This is a genomic window from Blautia argi (genome assembly GCF_003287895.1).
Lineage (GTDB): Bacteria > Bacillota > Clostridia > Lachnospirales > Lachnospiraceae > Blautia > Blautia argi.
Window position 1 is genome coordinate 2,506,327 of record NZ_CP030280.1, and the last position, 16,602, is coordinate 2,522,928.

16 protein-coding genes and 1 pseudogene are annotated in these 16,602 nt (G+C 42.5%); 4 read left to right on the forward strand and 13 right to left on the reverse strand.

The genetic code is table 11. The features are described from left to right. Positions 1-79: 79 nt before the first annotated feature. Genes DQQ01_RS12130 through DQQ01_RS12140 form a run of 3 tightly spaced genes read left to right on the forward strand, consistent with a single transcriptional unit; the run spans position 80 to position 2,003 of the window. Positions 80-454: a GntR family transcriptional regulator gene (locus tag DQQ01_RS12130; protein WP_111920253.1), complete on the forward strand. Its 375-nt coding sequence runs from the start codon at positions 80-82 to the stop codon at positions 452-454. Continuing rightward, positions 451-1,149, forward strand: a complete 699-nt coding sequence (locus DQQ01_RS12135) for an ABC transporter ATP-binding protein (protein WP_111920254.1) — start codon at positions 451-453, stop codon at positions 1,147-1,149. The genes DQQ01_RS12130 and DQQ01_RS12135 overlap by 4 nt, the downstream gene beginning before the upstream one ends. Then, positions 1,143-2,003, forward strand: coding sequence for a hypothetical protein (locus DQQ01_RS12140; RefSeq protein WP_111920255.1), 861 nt, complete (start codon positions 1,143-1,145; stop codon positions 2,001-2,003). The genes DQQ01_RS12135 and DQQ01_RS12140 overlap by 7 nt, the downstream gene beginning before the upstream one ends. An 87-nt stretch (positions 2,004-2,090) precedes the next feature. Here DQQ01_RS12140 and DQQ01_RS12145 read toward each other — a convergent pair whose 3' ends face one another. From DQQ01_RS12145 to DQQ01_RS12185, 9 genes are all read right to left on the reverse strand, one after another. Continuing rightward, on the reverse strand, positions 2,091-2,831 hold the full coding sequence (locus DQQ01_RS12145; protein ID WP_111920931.1) for a peptidoglycan recognition protein family protein: 741 nt from the start codon (positions 2,829-2,831) through the stop codon (positions 2,091-2,093). A gap of 180 nt (positions 2,832-3,011) precedes the next feature. Further along, a complete protein-coding gene (gene guaB, locus DQQ01_RS12150) occupies positions 3,012-4,466 on the reverse strand; it encodes an IMP dehydrogenase (protein WP_111920256.1) in 1,455 nt (484 codons plus the stop codon). A 59-nt stretch (positions 4,467-4,525) separates the two neighbouring features. Then, the gene (locus DQQ01_RS12155) at positions 4,526-5,026 is read right to left on the reverse strand and encodes a DUF6106 family protein (RefSeq protein WP_111920257.1); all 501 of its coding nucleotides are present in this window, start codon (positions 5,024-5,026) and stop codon (positions 4,526-4,528) included. Between the two features lie 122 nt (positions 5,027-5,148). After that, complete coding sequence (gene groL / locus DQQ01_RS12160) at positions 5,149-6,771, reverse strand: chaperonin GroEL (protein ID WP_111920258.1); 1,623 nt, start codon at positions 6,769-6,771, stop codon at positions 5,149-5,151. Between the two features lie 34 nt (positions 6,772-6,805). Next, positions 6,806-7,090, reverse strand: coding sequence for a co-chaperone GroES (gene groES, locus DQQ01_RS12165; protein ID WP_111920259.1), 285 nt, complete (start codon positions 7,088-7,090; stop codon positions 6,806-6,808). Positions 7,091-7,466: 376 nt separating this feature from the next. Beyond that, entirely contained in the window at positions 7,467-8,255 is a 789-nt protein-coding gene (codY, locus tag DQQ01_RS12170) for a GTP-sensing pleiotropic transcriptional regulator CodY (RefSeq protein WP_111920260.1), read from the reverse strand. Positions 8,256-8,502: 247 nt separating this feature from the next. Continuing rightward, complete coding sequence (topA, locus tag DQQ01_RS12175; RefSeq protein ID WP_111920261.1) at positions 8,503-10,596, reverse strand: type I DNA topoisomerase; 2,094 nt, start codon at positions 10,594-10,596, stop codon at positions 8,503-8,505. 1 nt (position 10,597) lies between these two features. Next, entirely contained in the window at positions 10,598-11,494 is an 897-nt protein-coding gene (dprA, locus tag DQQ01_RS12180; RefSeq protein WP_111920262.1) for a DNA-processing protein DprA, read from the reverse strand. Between the two features lie 15 nt (positions 11,495-11,509). Then, complete coding sequence (locus tag DQQ01_RS12185; RefSeq protein WP_111920263.1) at positions 11,510-13,036, reverse strand: YifB family Mg chelatase-like AAA ATPase; 1,527 nt, start codon at positions 13,034-13,036, stop codon at positions 11,510-11,512. A gap of 238 nt (positions 13,037-13,274) precedes the next feature. Between DQQ01_RS12185 and sigK the strand changes: the two genes are divergently transcribed. Beyond that, the gene (sigK, locus tag DQQ01_RS12190) at positions 13,275-13,901 is read left to right on the forward strand and encodes an RNA polymerase sporulation sigma factor SigK (RefSeq protein WP_111920264.1); all 627 of its coding nucleotides are present in this window, start codon (positions 13,275-13,277) and stop codon (positions 13,899-13,901) included. Here sigK and DQQ01_RS12195 read toward each other — a convergent pair. The 4 genes and pseudogenes from DQQ01_RS12195 to DQQ01_RS12210 form a co-directional block, all read right to left on the reverse strand. Beyond that, the gene (locus tag DQQ01_RS12195; protein WP_111920265.1) at positions 13,875-15,110 is read right to left on the reverse strand and encodes a peptidase U32 family protein; all 1,236 of its coding nucleotides are present in this window, start codon (positions 15,108-15,110) and stop codon (positions 13,875-13,877) included. The two genes, sigK and DQQ01_RS12195, sit on opposite strands and share 27 nt — an antisense overlap. Position 15,111: 1 nt before the next feature. After that, positions 15,112-15,766 (reverse strand): annotated as a pseudogene (locus tag DQQ01_RS12200) (O-methyltransferase). After that, the gene (locus tag DQQ01_RS12205) at positions 15,763-16,245 is read right to left on the reverse strand and encodes an endolytic transglycosylase MltG (protein WP_111920266.1); all 483 of its coding nucleotides are present in this window, start codon (positions 16,243-16,245) and stop codon (positions 15,763-15,765) included. Before DQQ01_RS12205 ends, DQQ01_RS12200 begins: the two are co-directional and overlap by 4 nt. A gap of 15 nt (positions 16,246-16,260) precedes the next feature. Continuing rightward, the gene (locus tag DQQ01_RS12210) at positions 16,261-16,602 is read right to left on the reverse strand and encodes a YlbF/YmcA family competence regulator (protein WP_111920267.1); all 342 of its coding nucleotides are present in this window, start codon (positions 16,600-16,602) and stop codon (positions 16,261-16,263) included.

Sequence of the window (16,602 nt, forward strand, 5' to 3'; positions counted from 1 at the left end):
CTATTGACATTTTCTATTTTCGCATGTACTATTGTATTAGTCAATTAGTACAATAGTACAAATAAAAGGAGGTGCTGTTATGTCATGGAACCTGGACTCCGAACGTCCTATTTATACGCAGATTATAGAACGTATCACTCTGGATATTATTTCCGGAATTTACGCTCCGGGTGCAAGGCTCCCGTCAGTAAGGGATTTGGCACAGAACGCCGGAGTAAATCCCAACACCATGCAAAAAGCTCTTTCCGAGCTTGAACGAACCGGACTACTTTTCAGTCAGCGAACCAGCGGACGTTTTGTCACGGAGGAATTAGCTATGATAGAAAAAACAAAAACACAGCTTGCAGCCCAGCAGATCAGAGAATTTCTGGAAAAAATGCAGCGTATTGGATTTGACAGGGAAACCACCCTGAAACTTATCCAACAAACAGAGGAAAAGGAGGCGCAAGTATGAATCCAATTTTAGACTGTCAAAATCTGACGAAATACTATGGCAACAAGATTGCCCTTGATAACTTAAATCTGACTTTAGAACCGGGGAAAATCATCGGGCTTTTAGGTCCCAACGGCAGCGGAAAAACCACTTTTATCAAACTGCTCAACGGACTTCTGACCCCGGATAAAGGACAGGTTCTGATAAACGGTATGAAACCGGGAATTGACACAAAGAAAATCGTTTCCTATCTTCCTGAGCGTACCTATCTTGGCTCCTGGAGAAAAGTCTGCGATATCATTGATTTCTTCCATGATTTCTATGAGGACTTTGATAAAAGCCGGGCCTATGATATGTTGCAGAAGTTGAACATCAATCCCTCAGACCGCCTTCATTCCATGTCAAAAGGCACAAAAGAAAAAGTGCAGCTCATTCTCGTTATGAGCCGCCGGGCAAACCTTTACTGTCTGGACGAACCCATTGCAGGCGTAGACCCTGCTGCAAGAGATTACATTCTCTCCACCATTCTCAACAATTATGAGGAGAATGCTACGATTCTCCTCTCCACTCATCTGATTTCTGATGTGGAAAATATTCTGGACGATGTCATTTTCATTCAGAACGGACGGATTCGCCTGACAGACAGTGTAGAAAATATTCGCTTCCAGCAGGGCAAATCTGTAGATACGTTATTTAGGGAGGTGTTTAAATGTTAAGAAAATTGTTTAAATATGACTGGAAGTCTGTTTCCCCTCTTCTTTTTATACTTCATGGTATCCTTTTACTGTATACCATACTGGGACGGATTGCTATCTCTATTGGCTCTGCACAGAGCAATACACAGACTGCCTCTTCTGCCTCTGAATTTTCCGGCATTGCAGGCGCACTGTATGTACTTGGCTTTATATTCTTTATCATTGCCATTATAATTGCTACATACCTTTATTTAGCTGTACATATGCAGAAAAATCTTTTTTCAGATGAGGGCTATTTAACCCACACGCTTCCGGTATCTCCTGTAAAGCTTCTGTGGTCTAAAATTCTGGTTTTTAACGCCTGGATTTTACTGGATATACTGTGTGTTGTAATTTCTATTGCAATCCTGGTCATTTATCCGGATACCCTTACCTGGATTTTAGAGGATTTCCAATTTCTGCTTCATATTTTCTTAGGCAGTGCAGGCTTTCAAAACCAGCTTTCTATAATCCTGACTGTCCTGAATGTGATTGTGCTTTATTTGGGCTATTATACCATGCTGCTGTTTTTTGCCCTTTGTCTTGGCAATTTATTCAAGAACCACAAGGTTCTGGGAAGTGTTCTTTCCTTTTTTGGTGTAAATATTATACTTTCCATTATAAAAACCATTATTCTCTTTCTGGTTCCTGCCCTGAATCCCTTTACCATATCTTTCTCTTCAGATATGGCAACCCAGGAAATGGTAACCTCTTCAGACCTGAGTTTTTCCGGACTTCCTATAATTGGTTTTTCTCTTCTATGGGATTTGATTTTTGCTGTTCTCTTTTTCCTGGGAAGCAGGTATATTATTTCTAAAAGGCTGAACCTGCAATAAAAATTTTGTCATAACAAACAGGCTGTCGTATCAGATTGCTATGAGAAATATTCTCCATATACATCTGATGCGACAGCCTCTTCTCTTTCAGGGATTCTCTGCTTTTTCAGCCTCTTTTTCCACTTCCCGAATCTGTTTTTCCACATCTTTTTTAAATTTTTCCCATTTCCCGGGATTTTCTACATAATATTTGGGACAGTTTTTCCCCGTTACATCATAATGCCGGATTACGTCCTCTGAGGTCAGATTAAACCGATAGCAGAGCCAGCCCGTGAGCCGTACTAAAGAAATATAGGTAGCGTCTGTAAAAGCCCCCGTTTCGTCCAAATGGCAGCATTCAATGGACAAGGTGTCCTCATTTCTGGAATTTGACGCATAAGCAATTTCTGTGCTGGGAATACACTGTACGATTTCTCCCTCAATTCCTACAACAAAATGACTGCTGACTTTGGTTTCATGACTGTCCTTTAATCCCTGGAAATAATCCCGGTTATTCTTTGCCGTTGTTCCCGGATTGGCTGTATAATGCACTACGATTCCTTTTATCTTCTTTAAAGGCGTACCCGGTCTGGAATATTCATTTGGCTCCAGCAAATCCACTTCAAAGGGAGGCGCTCCTACAAAGGATTCATTTCTTGCCTTTAAAAGCCTTCTCTCCTGTATCTGTTCTCTGACTTTATTTCCCAGAAAAAATATCAGTATCACCGTAAAAACAGCTGCCAGAAACAACAGTATGTGGCGGCGTCTTTCCCGCTTTCTCTTCTGACGCCGCAGTTCTCTTCGACTCTCCAGGTCTGCGGACTCTCTGTGTCTTTTTCTGCCAAACATCATCTTCTGTTCTCTCCTGTATCCTTCGCTCTTCGTAGGATTTCCTGTTTCTATACTCCCTATGATACGCAAACATGAATACTCTGTCAACAGAACATGTGTCCTGTGAAAGAAAATTTCCTATAAAATTAAAAACACCGCATGAACCTGCCAAAAAGCAGTGTCCATGCGGTGTTCTTTTTATTCGTCTATACTATAATTAGGAGCTTCCTTTGTAATATGAATATCATGTGGGTGTGATTCTTTTAAGGAAGCAGCAGAAATCTTCACGAACTGTCCGCTTTCCTTCAAAGTTTCAATATCTTTTGCTCCACAATATCCCATACCGGAACGAAGTCCGCCGATAAGCTGGAATACTGTATCTTCTACATGGCCCTTGTAAGCGACACGGCCTTCCACGCCTTCCGGAACCAGCTTCTTTGCGTCCTGCTGGAAATAACGGTCTTTACTTCCGTTTTCCATAGCAGCAATGGAGCCCATACCTCTGTAAACCTTATATTTTCTTCCCTGATACAATTCAAAATCTCCAGGGCTTTCATCACAGCCTGCAAAGATACTTCCCATCATACATACGTTTGCACCTGCTGCAATGGCTTTTGTCATATCTCCGGAATACTTGATTCCACCGTCTGCGATAATCGGAATTCCATATTCTTTTGCAACTGCATAACAATCCATAACTGCTGTAATCTGCGGTACACCGATACCTGCAACCACACGGGTTGTACAGATAGAACCAGGTCCGATTCCTACCTTTACAGCGTCTACGCCAGCTTCAATTAAAGCTCTTGTAGCCTCTCCTGTTGCCACATTTCCGGCAATCAACTGTAAATCCGGGTATTTGGCTTTGATTTCTCTTACAGCTTTCAGAATATTCGCAGAATGTCCATGAGCAGAGTCCACAACAATCACATCTACTCTCGCATTTACCAGAGCGTCTACTCTTGCCATAACATTTGCAGTAATACCAACTGCTGCACCACATAAAAGTCGTCCCTGTTCATCTTTTGCTGACAGCGGGTATTTAATCTGTTTTTCAATGTCTTTGATTGTGATAAGACCCTTTAAGTTAAAGTCTTCATCTACAATTGGAAGCTTCTCTTTTCTGGATTTTGCCAGAATTTTCTTTGCTTCCTCTAAAGTCACGCCTTCTCTTGCTGTAACCAGTCCTTCTGAGGTCATGCACTCTTTAATTTTTCTGGAGAAATCTTCTTCGAATTTTAAATCGCGGTTTGTAATGATACCAACCAGTTTCTTTCCTTCTGTAATAGGAACACCTGAAATGCGAAATTTTGCCATAAGGTCATTGGCATCTGCCAGTGTATGTTCCGGTGATAAATAAAATGGGTCTGTAATAACACCGTTTTCAGAACGTTTTACCTTATCTACCTCTTCTGCCTGCTCCTCGATTGTCATATTCTTGTGGATAATACCAATACCGCCCTGTCTTGCCATAGCGATTGCCATTCTGTGTTCTGTAACAGTATCCATACCTGCACTCATCATCGGAATGTTCAATTTCACTTTTTTCGTCAGCCATGTTGACAATTCAACCTGATTCGGTATTACCTCTGAATATGCAGGAACTAACAGCACGTCGTCAAAAGTAATGCCTTCACCAATAATCTTACCCATTTCGGTTCTCCCTTCGTTTCATTTATAGTATAGTAATATAACAAATTACGACAAGCCTGTCAATCTAAAAAAACTTTGCGCGGACAGCTTTTCTGAATATTCTCAATCAGCTGTGCATCTGGCTCAATGAGGACTTTGTAAAGCTCTTTCTCGTCCGGAATAAACATTGCAAACACCTTGTGGCTGGCATTTCCTGAGGAAAAGTCCAGTGTTTTAGCTTTTGTATTATGGTTCTGGTATTCCAGTCTGTGAGAATTCACAGGCGCCATAATATCCATTTTAGCTAAATCAAAGCTTTTTACACGTTTTCTTTTTGCCTTGGACATAATCTTATCAATGTCCAGCTCTCCGTTTACAAACACATATTCAAACTCCAAATCCAGTTTTGGAAGAATGAAATATGCTGCAATTCCAAGTGCCAGTGTCAAAATCCATGCGAAGGGAATTATCAACCCTGCCACTGCTGTAAGGGCGATTCCTGCAATCATCAGAATTTTAATGGCCTTGTCCTTTACAGTCTGCTCTTTTTTCACAAGCAGTTCTGAATACAAGTCTGTCATCTCGCGTTCCTCCTATATTCCTATGTATTCTGATAAGTAGTGTAGCACAAATACCCCCTGGTTGCAAGAAAGGAAAAGCCGGTGTTCCTGCTTTTGAACACCGGCATATATTTCCGTTTTTCTTACATCATTCCCATTCCAGGAGCGCCTGCCGGCATAGCCGGAGTTTCTTCTTTAATGGTAGAAACAACAGATTCTGTTGTCAGTAATGTACCTGCTACGCTTGTTGCGTTCTGCAGTGCACTTCTTGTAACTTTTGCAGGATCCAGAATTCCTTTTTTCACCATATCTACATATTCTTCATGTAAAGCGTCAAATCCTGTTCCTACTTCAGATTCTCTTACTTTATTGATAATAACAGCGCCTTCCAGACCTGCATTGGCTGCAATGTGGAATAATGGAGCTTCCAAAGCTTTCAGAACAACCTTTGCACCTGTCTTTTCATCGCCTTCCAAAGTATCCACAACCTTAGCTACTTCTTTAGAAACATGGATATAAGCAGAACCGCCGCCTGCGATAATTCCTTCTTCTACTGCAGCTCTTGTAGCATTTAAAGCATCTTCCATACGAAGCTTTGCTTCCTTCATTTCTGTTTCTGTTGCAGCGCCTACACGGATAACAGCAACGCCGCCAGCCAGTTTTGCAAGTCTTTCCTGTAATTTTTCTTTGTCAAATTCAGAAGTTGTTTCTGCAATCTGATGTTTAATCTGAGCAACTCTTGCTTCGATTTCTTCTTTTTCACCAAGACCATCCACAATAACAGTGCTTTCTTTCTGTACTTTTACAGATTTTGCACGTCCTAACTGTTCCATGGTTACATCTTTTAATTCCAGACCGATTTCATCAGAGATAACAGTACCGTTTGTCAGAACTGCAATATCTTTCAGCATTTCTTTTCTTCTGTCACCGTAGCCAGGAGCTTTTACTGCACATACAGAGAAGGTTCCTCTTAATTTATTTACGATTAAGGTTGTAAGCGCTTCGCCTTCAATATCCTCTGCAATAATCAGAAGTTTTGCGCCTGTCTTTACAATCTGTTCCAGAACCGGAAGTAAATCCTGGATATTGGAGATTTTTTTATCTGTAATCAGAATATACGGATCGTCTAAAACAGTTTCCATTTTATCCATATCTGTTGCCATGTACGCAGAAATGTAACCGCGGTCAAACTGCATACCTTCTACTAAATCCAGCTCTGTTTTCATAGTTTTGGATTCTTCAATGGTGATAACGCCGTCCTTGCTGACTTTTTCCATAGCTTCTGCTACCATTTCGCCCACTTCATCATCACCTGCAGAGATTGCTGCAACTCTTGCAATCTGATCTCTGCCTTCAATATTTGCGCTCATTTTCTGGATTGCTTCTACAGCTGCTTCTGTTGCTTTTTTCATACCCTTTCTCAGGATAATCGGATTTGCGCCTGCTGCCAGGTTCTTCATTCCTTCGTGAACCATAGCCTGTGCCAGAACAGTTGCAGTTGTAGTACCATCACCTGCTACATCGTTTGTTTTTGCTGCAACTTCTTTGATGAGCTGTGCACCCATGTTTTCAAAGCCGTCTTCCAGTTCAATTTCTTTTGCAATGGTAACACCATCGTTTGTAATAAGCGGAGCACCGAAAGATTTATCCAGTACCACGTTTCTTCCTTTTGGTCCTAAAGTTACTCTTACTGTATCTGCTAATTTGTTTACGCCAGCTTCCAGGGCAGCTCTTGCTTCTGCTCCAAATTTAATTTCCTTTGCCATGATGACATTCCTCCTAAATCATTCTCTGAAATTTTTATTTTACTACAGCCAGAATATCGTTCTGTTTTACAATGATATATTCTTCTCCGTCCAGCTTTACTTCTGTTCCGGCATATTTGGAATAGATAACCTGGTCGCCTGCTGCAACTTCCATTTTTACTTCTTTTCCGTCTACAACTCCGCCAGGACCAACTGCAACAACTTCTGCCTGCTGTGGTTTCTCCTGAGCCTGACCCGGCAGTACAATACCTGATTTCGTTGTTTCTTCTGCAACTAACTGTTTTAATACAACTCTGTCTCCTAATGGTACTAACTTCATATCTATTTCCTCCTTAATCATTCCAGTCTTTGGTTATTAGCACTCATTTCTATCGAGTGCTAACCGATAGTCATATATTAGTTAATTTAAGATATTTTCGCAAGCGTATCCATGTGGCTGTTTTTTATCATTTACTCTTTATATCTCATTTTTACGCTGTTTTTCTCTTTATATTTTAACTTTTCTTTTTTGTGCAGATTTTATATTTATTTTATAAACAGGAAAAATAACGAAAACTGCCGCAAAAGCAACTTTGGAGCATGACTCTCTCCTGAGTAGTTCTCTTTTGATTAAGTACATGCTCTGCTCCTTTTGCGGCAGCTTCCCTTTCTTTATTCCTGTTCTTCTGTCCGGACTGTCTGTAACCTGCTAACTGTTATTTTTTCACCAGTTTCCTCTTTTTGATTTCTTCCAGTTCGTCAAAAATCACTTCATTTAAAACCTTAATATAAGTTCCCTTCATACCAGAGGAACGGGATTCAATCACACCGGCACTTTCAAATTTCCGAAGGGCATTGACAATGACGGAACGGGTAATTCCCACTCTGTCTGCAATTTTACTTGCTACCAGAATTCCCTCATCTCCATTCAGCTCATCAAAAATATGAATGATTGCCTCCAGTTCTGAGAAGGATAAGGTATTAAATGCTGATTTTACCACCTGAATCTTCCGGTTCTCCTCTGCATTTTCCTCATGGACGGAACGCATCATCTCCAATCCCACAACCGTTGTTCCATATTCGCTTACAATAATATCTTCAATATCATATGGTTTCTCGCTGCGGTACATGAATAAAGTTCCCAGACGTTCTCCTGCAATATCAATAGGGCTGATAATTGCTACATAACGGCCAATCTGCGGATCTTCAAACCCCAGTGTCTGAAGGTTTACATTTTCCTTTGTGGACAGAACACCCAAAAGTCTTTCATTCAACAGCTTATCAATGTGTCCTCCTACTTCGCTGTCAATTAATTCTGTGATACGGTCAACTCCCGGACAGGTTCCCACACCCAGCACTTTTCCTTTTCTGCTCATAACCAGGATATTGGAATCCAGGGTTTCTACCATCACCTCACAGATATCGTTAAAAAGTACCTTTGATGCGTGATTATTGTGAAGAAGTTTATTGATTTTTCTTGTCTTGTCTAATAATTGTACGCTCATAGCGAACCTCCTCTCCTTTTCTGTACTCATGTCCGTTCTTGTGGCAAAATCACAAATTACCCCTACTACTTCTCCCTTTTCCTTATTTTAACATACAATATTTCAGAAATCAATGTGTAGTTTTTCTATTTTCAGTCTTTTATATAGTTTTTCTAACAATTCCCATAAAGCAAAAAACTGCTGTATAAGATACGCATCAGAACCATAGTCTGACCGCTCTTTATACAGCAGTCTGCCGTTTGACTCTTTATTTATTTGACATGTCCTCTGTTTCTTTTGGTTTCATCATCACAAAACCACAGTGCTCGTCTGCACATACCAGCTTGTTACCCTTTTCCAGCATATAACCACCGCAGGAAGGACACTTATCCTTTGAAGGCTTCTGCCAGGACATAAATTCACATTCCGGGTTATTTTCGCACCCATAATATAGACGTCCCTTTTTACTTCTCTTTACCACCACATCTTTACCGCAGATTGGACATGCCACGCCGATTTTTTCCAGATACGGCTTCGTATTCTTACAATCCGGAAAGCCGGGACATGCCAGGAATTTTCCGTGAGGTCCGTATTTGATTACCATGTTGCGACCACACTGTTCGCAGATAACGTCTGTAACCTCATCTTCAATTTTGACCTGCTCCAGCTCTTTTTGTGCAGTTTTTACTGCCTCGTCCAAATCCGGATAAAAATTCCGGATAACTGTCTTCCACTCTACCTTGCCTTCGCCCACGCAGTCTAAAAGTTCTTCCATAGTAGCTGTAAAATTCACATCTACAATACTTGGAAATGCTTCTTTCATAATCTTATTCACCACTTCGCCCAGTTCCGTCATATACAGATTTTTATTTTCCTTTGCCACATAGCGTCTGGCAATAATAGTGGTAATGGTAGGCGCATAGGTACTGGGTCTTCCGATTCCCAGTTCCTCTAAGGTCTTTACAAGAGCAGCTTCTGTATAATGTGCCGGAGGCTGGGTAAAATGCTGCTGTTCCTTAAAGCCTTTCAGACCAATTTTTGTCTGCTCGTCCAGACTCTTGACCAAAAGCTGATTTTCCCCTTTGCTGTCGTCTTCCTGGGTATACACTGCCATAAAGCCATCAAATTTCAGCTTTGATGCAGAAACCGTAAAATAATACTCTCCTCCCTGAATTTTCACAGAGGTAGTTTCATATTTTGCCTGTTGCATTCTGCTGGCAGCAAACCGTTTCCAGATAAGCTGATACAGTCTGTACTGATCTCTGGACAGAGATTCCTTTACAGACAGGGGCAGTCTTCGGATATCTGTAGGGCGAATGGCCTCGTGGGCGTCCTGAATCTTCTTTTTGCTGTCCCCCTTCTTTTCTGCAGTAGCAACATACTCCTCCCCATACTCAGATACAATGTATTCTCTTGCCGCTGCGTCTGCCTCTTCTGAAATACGGGTGGAGTCTGTACGCAGGTAGGTAATAATACCAATGGTGCCGCTGCCCTTAATATCCACCCCTTCGTATAACTGCTGTGCTAACCGCATGGTCTTCTGGGTAGAAAAATTCAGCACCTTTGAGGCTTCCTGCTGTAAGGTACTGGTGGTAAAAGGAAGAGGAGCCTTTTTGGTTCGCTCTCCTTTTTTCACCTCTGCCACCCTGTATTCCACTCCGTCCAGTTCTTTTAAGATTTTATCCAGTTCTTCTCTGGAGTGAATTGCCAGCCTCTTATTTTTATTTCCGTAAAACTTTGCTGTAAGAGGTTTCCTCTCTCCCTCTACAGAAAACTCTGCGTCCAGGGACCAGTATTCTTCCGGAATAAAATTATTGATTTCCTCTTCTCTGTCCCCGATAATCCGCAGTGCCACGGACTGCACACGGCCTGCGCTTAATCCTCTTTTTACTTTTGCCCACAGCACAGGACTGATTTCATATCCCACCATACGATCCAGCATACGTCTGGTCTGCTGTGCGTCAACCAAATCCATATTAATATCTCTGGCCTGTTTGATAGATGCTTTTACTGCTGTTTTTGTAATTTCATTAAAGGTAATTCTGCGCATTTTTTTCTGTTCCAACTTCAAAGCATTAGACAAATGCCAGGATATAGCCTCTCCCTCGCGGTCAGGGTCTGTTGCCAGATAAACCTTGTCCGCTTTTTTTGCTGCCTTTCTAAGCGCAGCCAGAATATCTCCTTTTCCCCGGATTGTAATATATTTTGGTTCAAAATCGTGCTCTACATCTATTCCAAGCTGACTTTTCGGCAAGTCCCGCACATGTCCGTTTGATGCCATAACCTCATAATTGGAACCAAGAAATTTTTTAATTGTCTTTACTTTTGCCGGTGATTCCACAATCACTAAATACTTCGCCATGTCACCCTCCTGCTCTGGCATAATAATTTTTTACCGGCTCTTCAATAAGCCCATCTAATTGTAATTTCAGCAAACTCCCTATGATTTCGTCTGCTTTTAAAGGAAGTTCCTGAAAAATCTCTTCTATATTTTTAGGTTGTAAATCCAGACAACTATACACCATTTCTTCCCTGCTTGCAAGTGCAATCTTTTTTTCCTGCCCAAAATCCTTTTCTCCAGCTCCTGTTTTTTTATCAAAAATCTGCAGTTCACTTAACACCGCCTCTACGGAATCTGCCACTCCTGCCCCGTCTGCCAGAAGCTGATTGCACCCTTCACTTAACGCATCTCCTACCCGCCCCGGAAGGGCAAAGACCGTCTTTCCCTGCTCCAGTCCATACCCTGCAGTAATCAGCGAACCGCTTTTCTTTTTTGCCTCTATCACCAGAATCAGGTCTGACAGCCCACTGATAATCCGGTTTCTTCTTGGAAAATTCCGCGCATAGGGAGGAGTTCCTGCTTCAAATTCCGACAAAATTCCCCCTTTTCCCTGTACCATGCGCCTGTATAAATCCTGGTTCTGTCGGGGATAACAGACATCCACTCCGCATCCCAGAACAGCAAAGGTATCTCCCCCGGCCTCTAAAGCCCCTTTATGGGCACAGCTGTCAATCCCTTTTGCCAGTCCACTGATAATCTGCACACCATGCTCTGCCAGCACCTTTGCAAACTCATACGCCCAAAAAGCCCCGTAATGGCTGCAGACTCTGGCTCCTACAATAGCCACACTCTTCCGCTTCGGGTTCGGCAGTCTTCCTTTTACATACAACACCTCCGGCATCTGACTGTAATCCCGCAGCTTTTGGGGAAATTCTCTGTCAAACGGTGTATAACAGCAAATTGAAGCTTTTTCTTCCATATAAAATCCCTTTCTTTATTTTCTGTACTTATTATCTAAATTTCTGTAAAATACAGCTTCTGCAACATGCTTCTCCTGAATCCTCTCTTCATTGTCCAAATCCGCTATGGTTCTGGCTGTCTTTAAAATCTTATGATAGCCTCTCATACTCAGATTCATCTTTTCATATGCCTTCTTCAAAAGCCTTTCTCCCTCTCTGTCTGTCTGACAGTAAACCTCCACGTCCTTTCCGCTCAGCGATCCATTAAAAGAAACTCCGCAATTTCTGTAACGCTCCTTTTGTATATTATGGACACGCAAAATCTCTCTTCGGATTTGCAGAGAAGTGGAACCCTTTTTCCTGTTCCAGAGCTGATCTGCGGAAACATCTTTGACCTCTGTGCAAAGGTCAAACCTGTCTAAAAGAGGACCGCTGATGCGCCCCAGATATCTGGATACCTCCCCGTCTGTGCAGGAGCAGCGGTTCCTGTCAGGATAATAGCCGCAGGGGCAGGGATTCATGGCTGCCACCAGCAAAAAGTCTGCCGGGAACTCATAGGTTCCATTTATTCTGGAAATGCAGATTTTATGTGCCTCCAAAGGCTGCCTTAAGGTCTCCAACGCAGCTCTTGAAAACTCCGGAAGCTCATCTAAAAAGAGAACGCCCCTGTGTGCCAGTGTGATTTCTCCCGCCTGCGGAATTCGCCCTCCTCCTGCCATGGCCTTTGGTGAAATCGTATGGTGTGGCTGGCGGAAAGGCCGCTTGTACAAAATCGGATTTTCCCCTGATAAAAGACCTGCTGCACTGTAAATCCCTGAAATCTCCAGCCCTTCTTCTCTGGAAAGGCCGGGAAAAATTCCAGGAATCCGACTGGCAATCATGGTTTTCCCTGATCCTCTTGCTCCTATGAAAAGCAAATTATGAAATCCTGCAGCCGCAATCACAGCCGCTCTTTTTGCTGCCTCCTGGCCTAAAATATCCGAAAAATCCTCTTCTGGCTCTTCCTCCTGATTTTCCCATACCCTGGGCGGATTTTTCTTAGCTCCCCACCCCGGCTTTTTCGCACACGCCATAGCTTCGTCCAGACTCTCCACGCCTAAAATCGGAATCGTATCCAAAAACTCGGTTTCCTTTAAATTTTCTTTTGGAATCACACATAACTTACACCCGCATTTTATAGCTGCCTCCACAATGGGTAAAATCCCTCGTATTCCCTTCACCTCTCCATTCAGGCTCAATTCCCCTGCCATACAGACGCCCCTTACCTGCTCCTTATCCAGAAAGCCAAAAGAACACAAAAGAGCGGCTGCAATAGGCAAATCAAAACCGGTTCCCTCTTTCCGGATATCCGCAGGGGAAAGATTGACGGTAACACGTTTGGCAGGCAGAGAAAAGCCGCTGTTTCTAAGTGCTGTACAGACCCTGTCCTGAGCCTCTTTGACTCTTGTGGACAGATATCCCACCATGGAAAACAGAGGAAGCCCATTGCTGACATCTGCCTCTACCCTGACCGGTACACAGTTTACACCGGAAATCGCCGCTGAAAGAATACTGCTGAACATATCCTATTCCTCCTTTGAAAAACACGACGTATAAAACAAAAGGCGCAAATCCTCTGCACATTTTGTCTGCTTATGTCTTTGATATTTATTCTTATTTTGGAAATTTTTGGCGGAACCGCCTGAAAATCAGATTGATTGAAACTTATAATAGCACATTTCCTTTTCTTTTACAATGGAAAAGCACTAATTTCTTTCTTTTCACATAAACTATAATTAAATTCCTCTGAGGTATGCTTGTGTGAAAACGTTTCTAAAGCCCCTGACACCAGAAGAAGAAAATCGTTATCTTCAGGAATACAAACAGGGCAGTCTAAAAGCGAAAAATATCCTGATTGAACGAAACCTGCGCCTGGTTGCACATATTGTAAAAAAATATCAGGGAGCTTCGGAAGAACTCGATGACTTGATTTCCATTGGCACCATTGGTCTGATTAAAGCGGTTCAGACCTTTGACAACGCCAGGGCAAGCAAACTCTCCACTTATGCAGCCAGATGCATTGACAATGAGCTTCTCATGCTCTTTCGCTCCAGAAAAAAATCAAATCGGGAGGTTTCTCTCTATGACCCTATCGGCACAGACAAGGAAGGGAACGAAATCAGTCTTTTAGATGTGATTGAAACAGAACCCGTAGACATTGTAAAAAACTACGCCCTAAAGCAGGATACTGCCCGGCTCTACAAGTTGCTCCCACAGGTTCTGACTTCAAGAGAACAGGAGGTTTTAAAGCTGCGTTACGGCTTGTATGGAGAAAGAGAACAAACCCAGCGGGAAATAGCGAAGCGGCTGAATATCAGCCGCTCTTATGTATCCCGTATTGAAAAAAATGCCCTTTTGAAATTAAGAAGCTTCTTCCCGTCTTCTTAAAATATCATAGACAGAAACCTCTGCATCTAACTCCACATACAACACCTGCTGTGGGTGCGGTGCACTTTCCATGGACTGTCCTTCTTCATCAAAAATTCCTTTGACAACTGCTCTCAGGTTTCTTCCGTCAGGCTTCATAACTTCTATTGTTTCGCCCAGCAGGAATTTGTTCCTCTGGGTGATACGATAAAGTCCGTCTTCTCTCTGCTCTTCAATGTAACCCAGATAAGTATATCCCTTCTCATAGGTATTATTATCGTAAATCTGGGTTGTTTCGTCCGGCTTTCCATAAAAGAAGCCAGTGGTAAACTGACGGTAAGTACAGCTTTTAATCTGTTCCTGGTACCAGGGCATATGTTCTCTGTAAAGAGCCGGATCCTCCAGATAATCATCAATGGCTTTTCGATAGGTTCTTGCCACCGTTGCCACATAAAGGGCTGTTTTCATTCTCCCCTCTATTTTCAGACTGTCAATTCCGGCTTCCAGTACATCGTCCATGTGTTCAATCATGCACAAATCTTTGGAATTAAAGATATAGGTTCCCCGCTCATTTTCATAAACCGGCATATATTCTCCCGGACGGGTTTCCTCCACAATAGAATATTTCCAACGGCAAGGATGCGTACAGGCGCCTCTGTTGGCATCACGGCCGGTAAAGAAATTGGACAGCAGACATCTGCCGGAATAAGAAATACACATTGCCCCGTGAATAAAGCTTTCAATTTCCATTTCCTCCGGTATATGGGCGCGGATTTCCCTGATTTCTGCCAGGGACAGCTCCCTTGCGCTCACAACTCTCGTTGCGCCCAACTCCCACCAGAAACGATAGGTTCCGTAATTGGTATTGTTCGCCTGTGTACTTACATGACGCTCAATTTCCGGACAGACTTCTTTTGCAATCATAAACACACCGGGATCTGAAATAATCAGTGCATCTGGCTTTATTTTCTTTAATTCTTCAAAATATTCCCGCACGCCTTTCAGGTCTTCATTGTGCGCCAGAATATTGGCTGTTACATATACTTTTACTCCATGCTCATGAGCAAAAGCAATCCCCTCTTCCATATCCTTCATGGAAAAGTTTTTTGCCTTTGCCCTCAGTCCAAAAGCCTCACCGCCGATGTAAACTGCATCTGCCCCAAACATAACTGCAATTTTCAGCACTTCCAGACTGCTTGCCGGAATTAATAATTCTGGTTTGCGAACCATTTTATTCCTCCTGCTGTTTCTTAATACTCAGGGTCACTCCATCTCCCAGAGGAAGAATGGAGGTTTCCAGTAACTCATGGTGCTTCAAAACATAGAGATATTCTCTCATTCTTTTATAAATTGTCCGATTGCGCCTCTCTACTGCAAAATGCGATTCTATAAGATCCCCGTCCTGCAGCACATTGTCGGAAAGAAGAATTCCTCCAACCTTTAAAAAGCCGCAGTACCTCAGGCAAAAAATGGATATACTGCCCTTTTGCCGCGTCCATAAAAATAAAATCAAAAGGCTCTGTGAGAGTCTTTAATACCTCCTGTGCATCACCCTCCAGAAGGGTAATCTGATCCTCTCTTCCTGATTTCTGGAAATTTTTTCTTGCAATGGGAATTCTCTTCTCATAATTTTCTATGGTGACAATCTCACATTTTACCGGATTGTAGGTACTCATAAGAAGGGTGGAAAACCCTACTGCGGTTCCTACCTCTAAAATACGCTTTGGCGCCTTTATCTGCAAAAGCACCTTTAAAAAGCTCTGCATTTCTCTTCGGATAATGGGCACACGATTTTGAATTGCTTCCTGCTCCAGTTCATTTAAAAAGGGAGTATTTCCTCTGTCCAGAGAATTCATATAAGTAACCATTCTCTCTTCTACAATCATGGGGCCTCTCCCCCTTGCTCTTTTTCAGATTCTCCTTCAATATCAGAACTGCCTTCCTTTGCTGCACCGTCTGCATCTGTCTGATCCGGCTGCCCCTCTGTATCCTCTTTTGCCAGAATTGCCATAAGCTCATCCGGCGTCATGCTGGTATTGAGAATATAAGTACCTGTCTGCAGTTTGCCTTTATAATTTGACAGCTTTTCCTGCACAACAAAAATCTTTGCGTCCTCAATCAGTCCCTTTTTCTTCAGGATTTTTCCAATCTGGTATACAGAATCTCCTTTTTTCAGAACCACGGTGATATCTCTTCCGTTCTCCTTGTCTGCCATTGCCTCCTGATTAAAAATTTCATATCCGAAATCATAGGCAGATTTTCCTATAAAAATCACGCCAATAACCACACACAAATAAATTCCAAAGCGCAGAAAACCGCCTGCTATAATTGATGATTTTTTCTGTTTTCTGATTTGTTTTCCCATACTGTTCTCCTTGTTTTATGACAAATCAGGTACGTCCAGATGAATGCCCTGATGAATGGCGGTTCCAATATCCTGCAGTTGTCTGCACAAAGCCAGCTCTGCGTCCAAAAAACGGTTTACCTCCAATATTTTGGACAGGCTTTCCATTTTCTTATCCAGCTTATCCATCTCCTCGTACAACTTTGCTTCCTCGCTTATATTCTGCACCCGGTAATTCAGACGGCGAATCTCATCTACCTGATCCTTCAACCCCGGAATTTGCTGGACTGCTTTCAGGGCAGCGCAATACTCCTTGTATACGCTGCCGTTTTTGATTGCAGATACCAGCATCTCTGTACAGGTTTCAACAAAACTCAT

Bases quoted from the DNA above. Each gene is read 5' to 3' on its own strand.
- DQQ01_RS12130 (WP_111920253.1), top strand. From the start codon at position 80: ATGTCATGGAACCTGGACTCCGAACGTCCTATTTATACGCAGATTATA.
- DQQ01_RS12135 (WP_111920254.1), top strand. From the start codon at position 451: ATGAATCCAATTTTAGACTGTCAAAATCTGACGAAATACTATGGCAAC.
- DQQ01_RS12140 (WP_111920255.1), top strand. From the start codon at position 1,143: ATGTTAAGAAAATTGTTTAAATATGACTGGAAGTCTGTTTCCCCTCTT.
- DQQ01_RS12145 (WP_111920931.1), bottom strand. From the start codon at position 2,831: ATGTTTGGCAGAAAAAGACACAGAGAGTCCGCAGACCTGGAGAGTCGA.
- guaB (WP_111920256.1), bottom strand. From the start codon at position 4,466: ATGGGTAAGATTATTGGTGAAGGCATTACTTTTGACGACGTGCTGTTA.
- DQQ01_RS12155 (WP_111920257.1), bottom strand. From the start codon at position 5,026: ATGACAGACTTGTATTCAGAACTGCTTGTGAAAAAAGAGCAGACTGTA.
- groL (WP_111920258.1), bottom strand. From the start codon at position 6,771: ATGGCAAAGGAAATTAAATTTGGAGCAGAAGCAAGAGCTGCCCTGGAA.
- groES (WP_111920259.1), bottom strand. From the start codon at position 7,090: ATGAAGTTAGTACCATTAGGAGACAGAGTTGTATTAAAACAGTTAGTT.
- codY (WP_111920260.1), bottom strand. From the start codon at position 8,255: ATGAGCGTACAATTATTAGACAAGACAAGAAAAATCAATAAACTTCTT.
- topA (WP_111920261.1), bottom strand. From the start codon at position 10,596: ATGGCGAAGTATTTAGTGATTGTGGAATCACCGGCAAAAGTAAAGACA.
- dprA (WP_111920262.1), bottom strand. From the start codon at position 11,494: ATGGAAGAAAAAGCTTCAATTTGCTGTTATACACCGTTTGACAGAGAA.
- DQQ01_RS12185 (WP_111920263.1), bottom strand. From the start codon at position 13,036: ATGTTCAGCAGTATTCTTTCAGCGGCGATTTCCGGTGTAAACTGTGTA.
- DQQ01_RS12195 (WP_111920265.1), bottom strand. From the start codon at position 15,110: ATGGTTCGCAAACCAGAATTATTAATTCCGGCAAGCAGTCTGGAAGTG.
- DQQ01_RS12205 (WP_111920266.1), bottom strand. From the start codon at position 16,245: ATGGGAAAACAAATCAGAAAACAGAAAAAATCATCAATTATAGCAGGC.
- DQQ01_RS12210 (WP_111920267.1), bottom strand. From the start codon at position 16,602: ATGAGTTTTGTTGAAACCTGTACAGAGATGCTGGTATCTGCAATCAAA.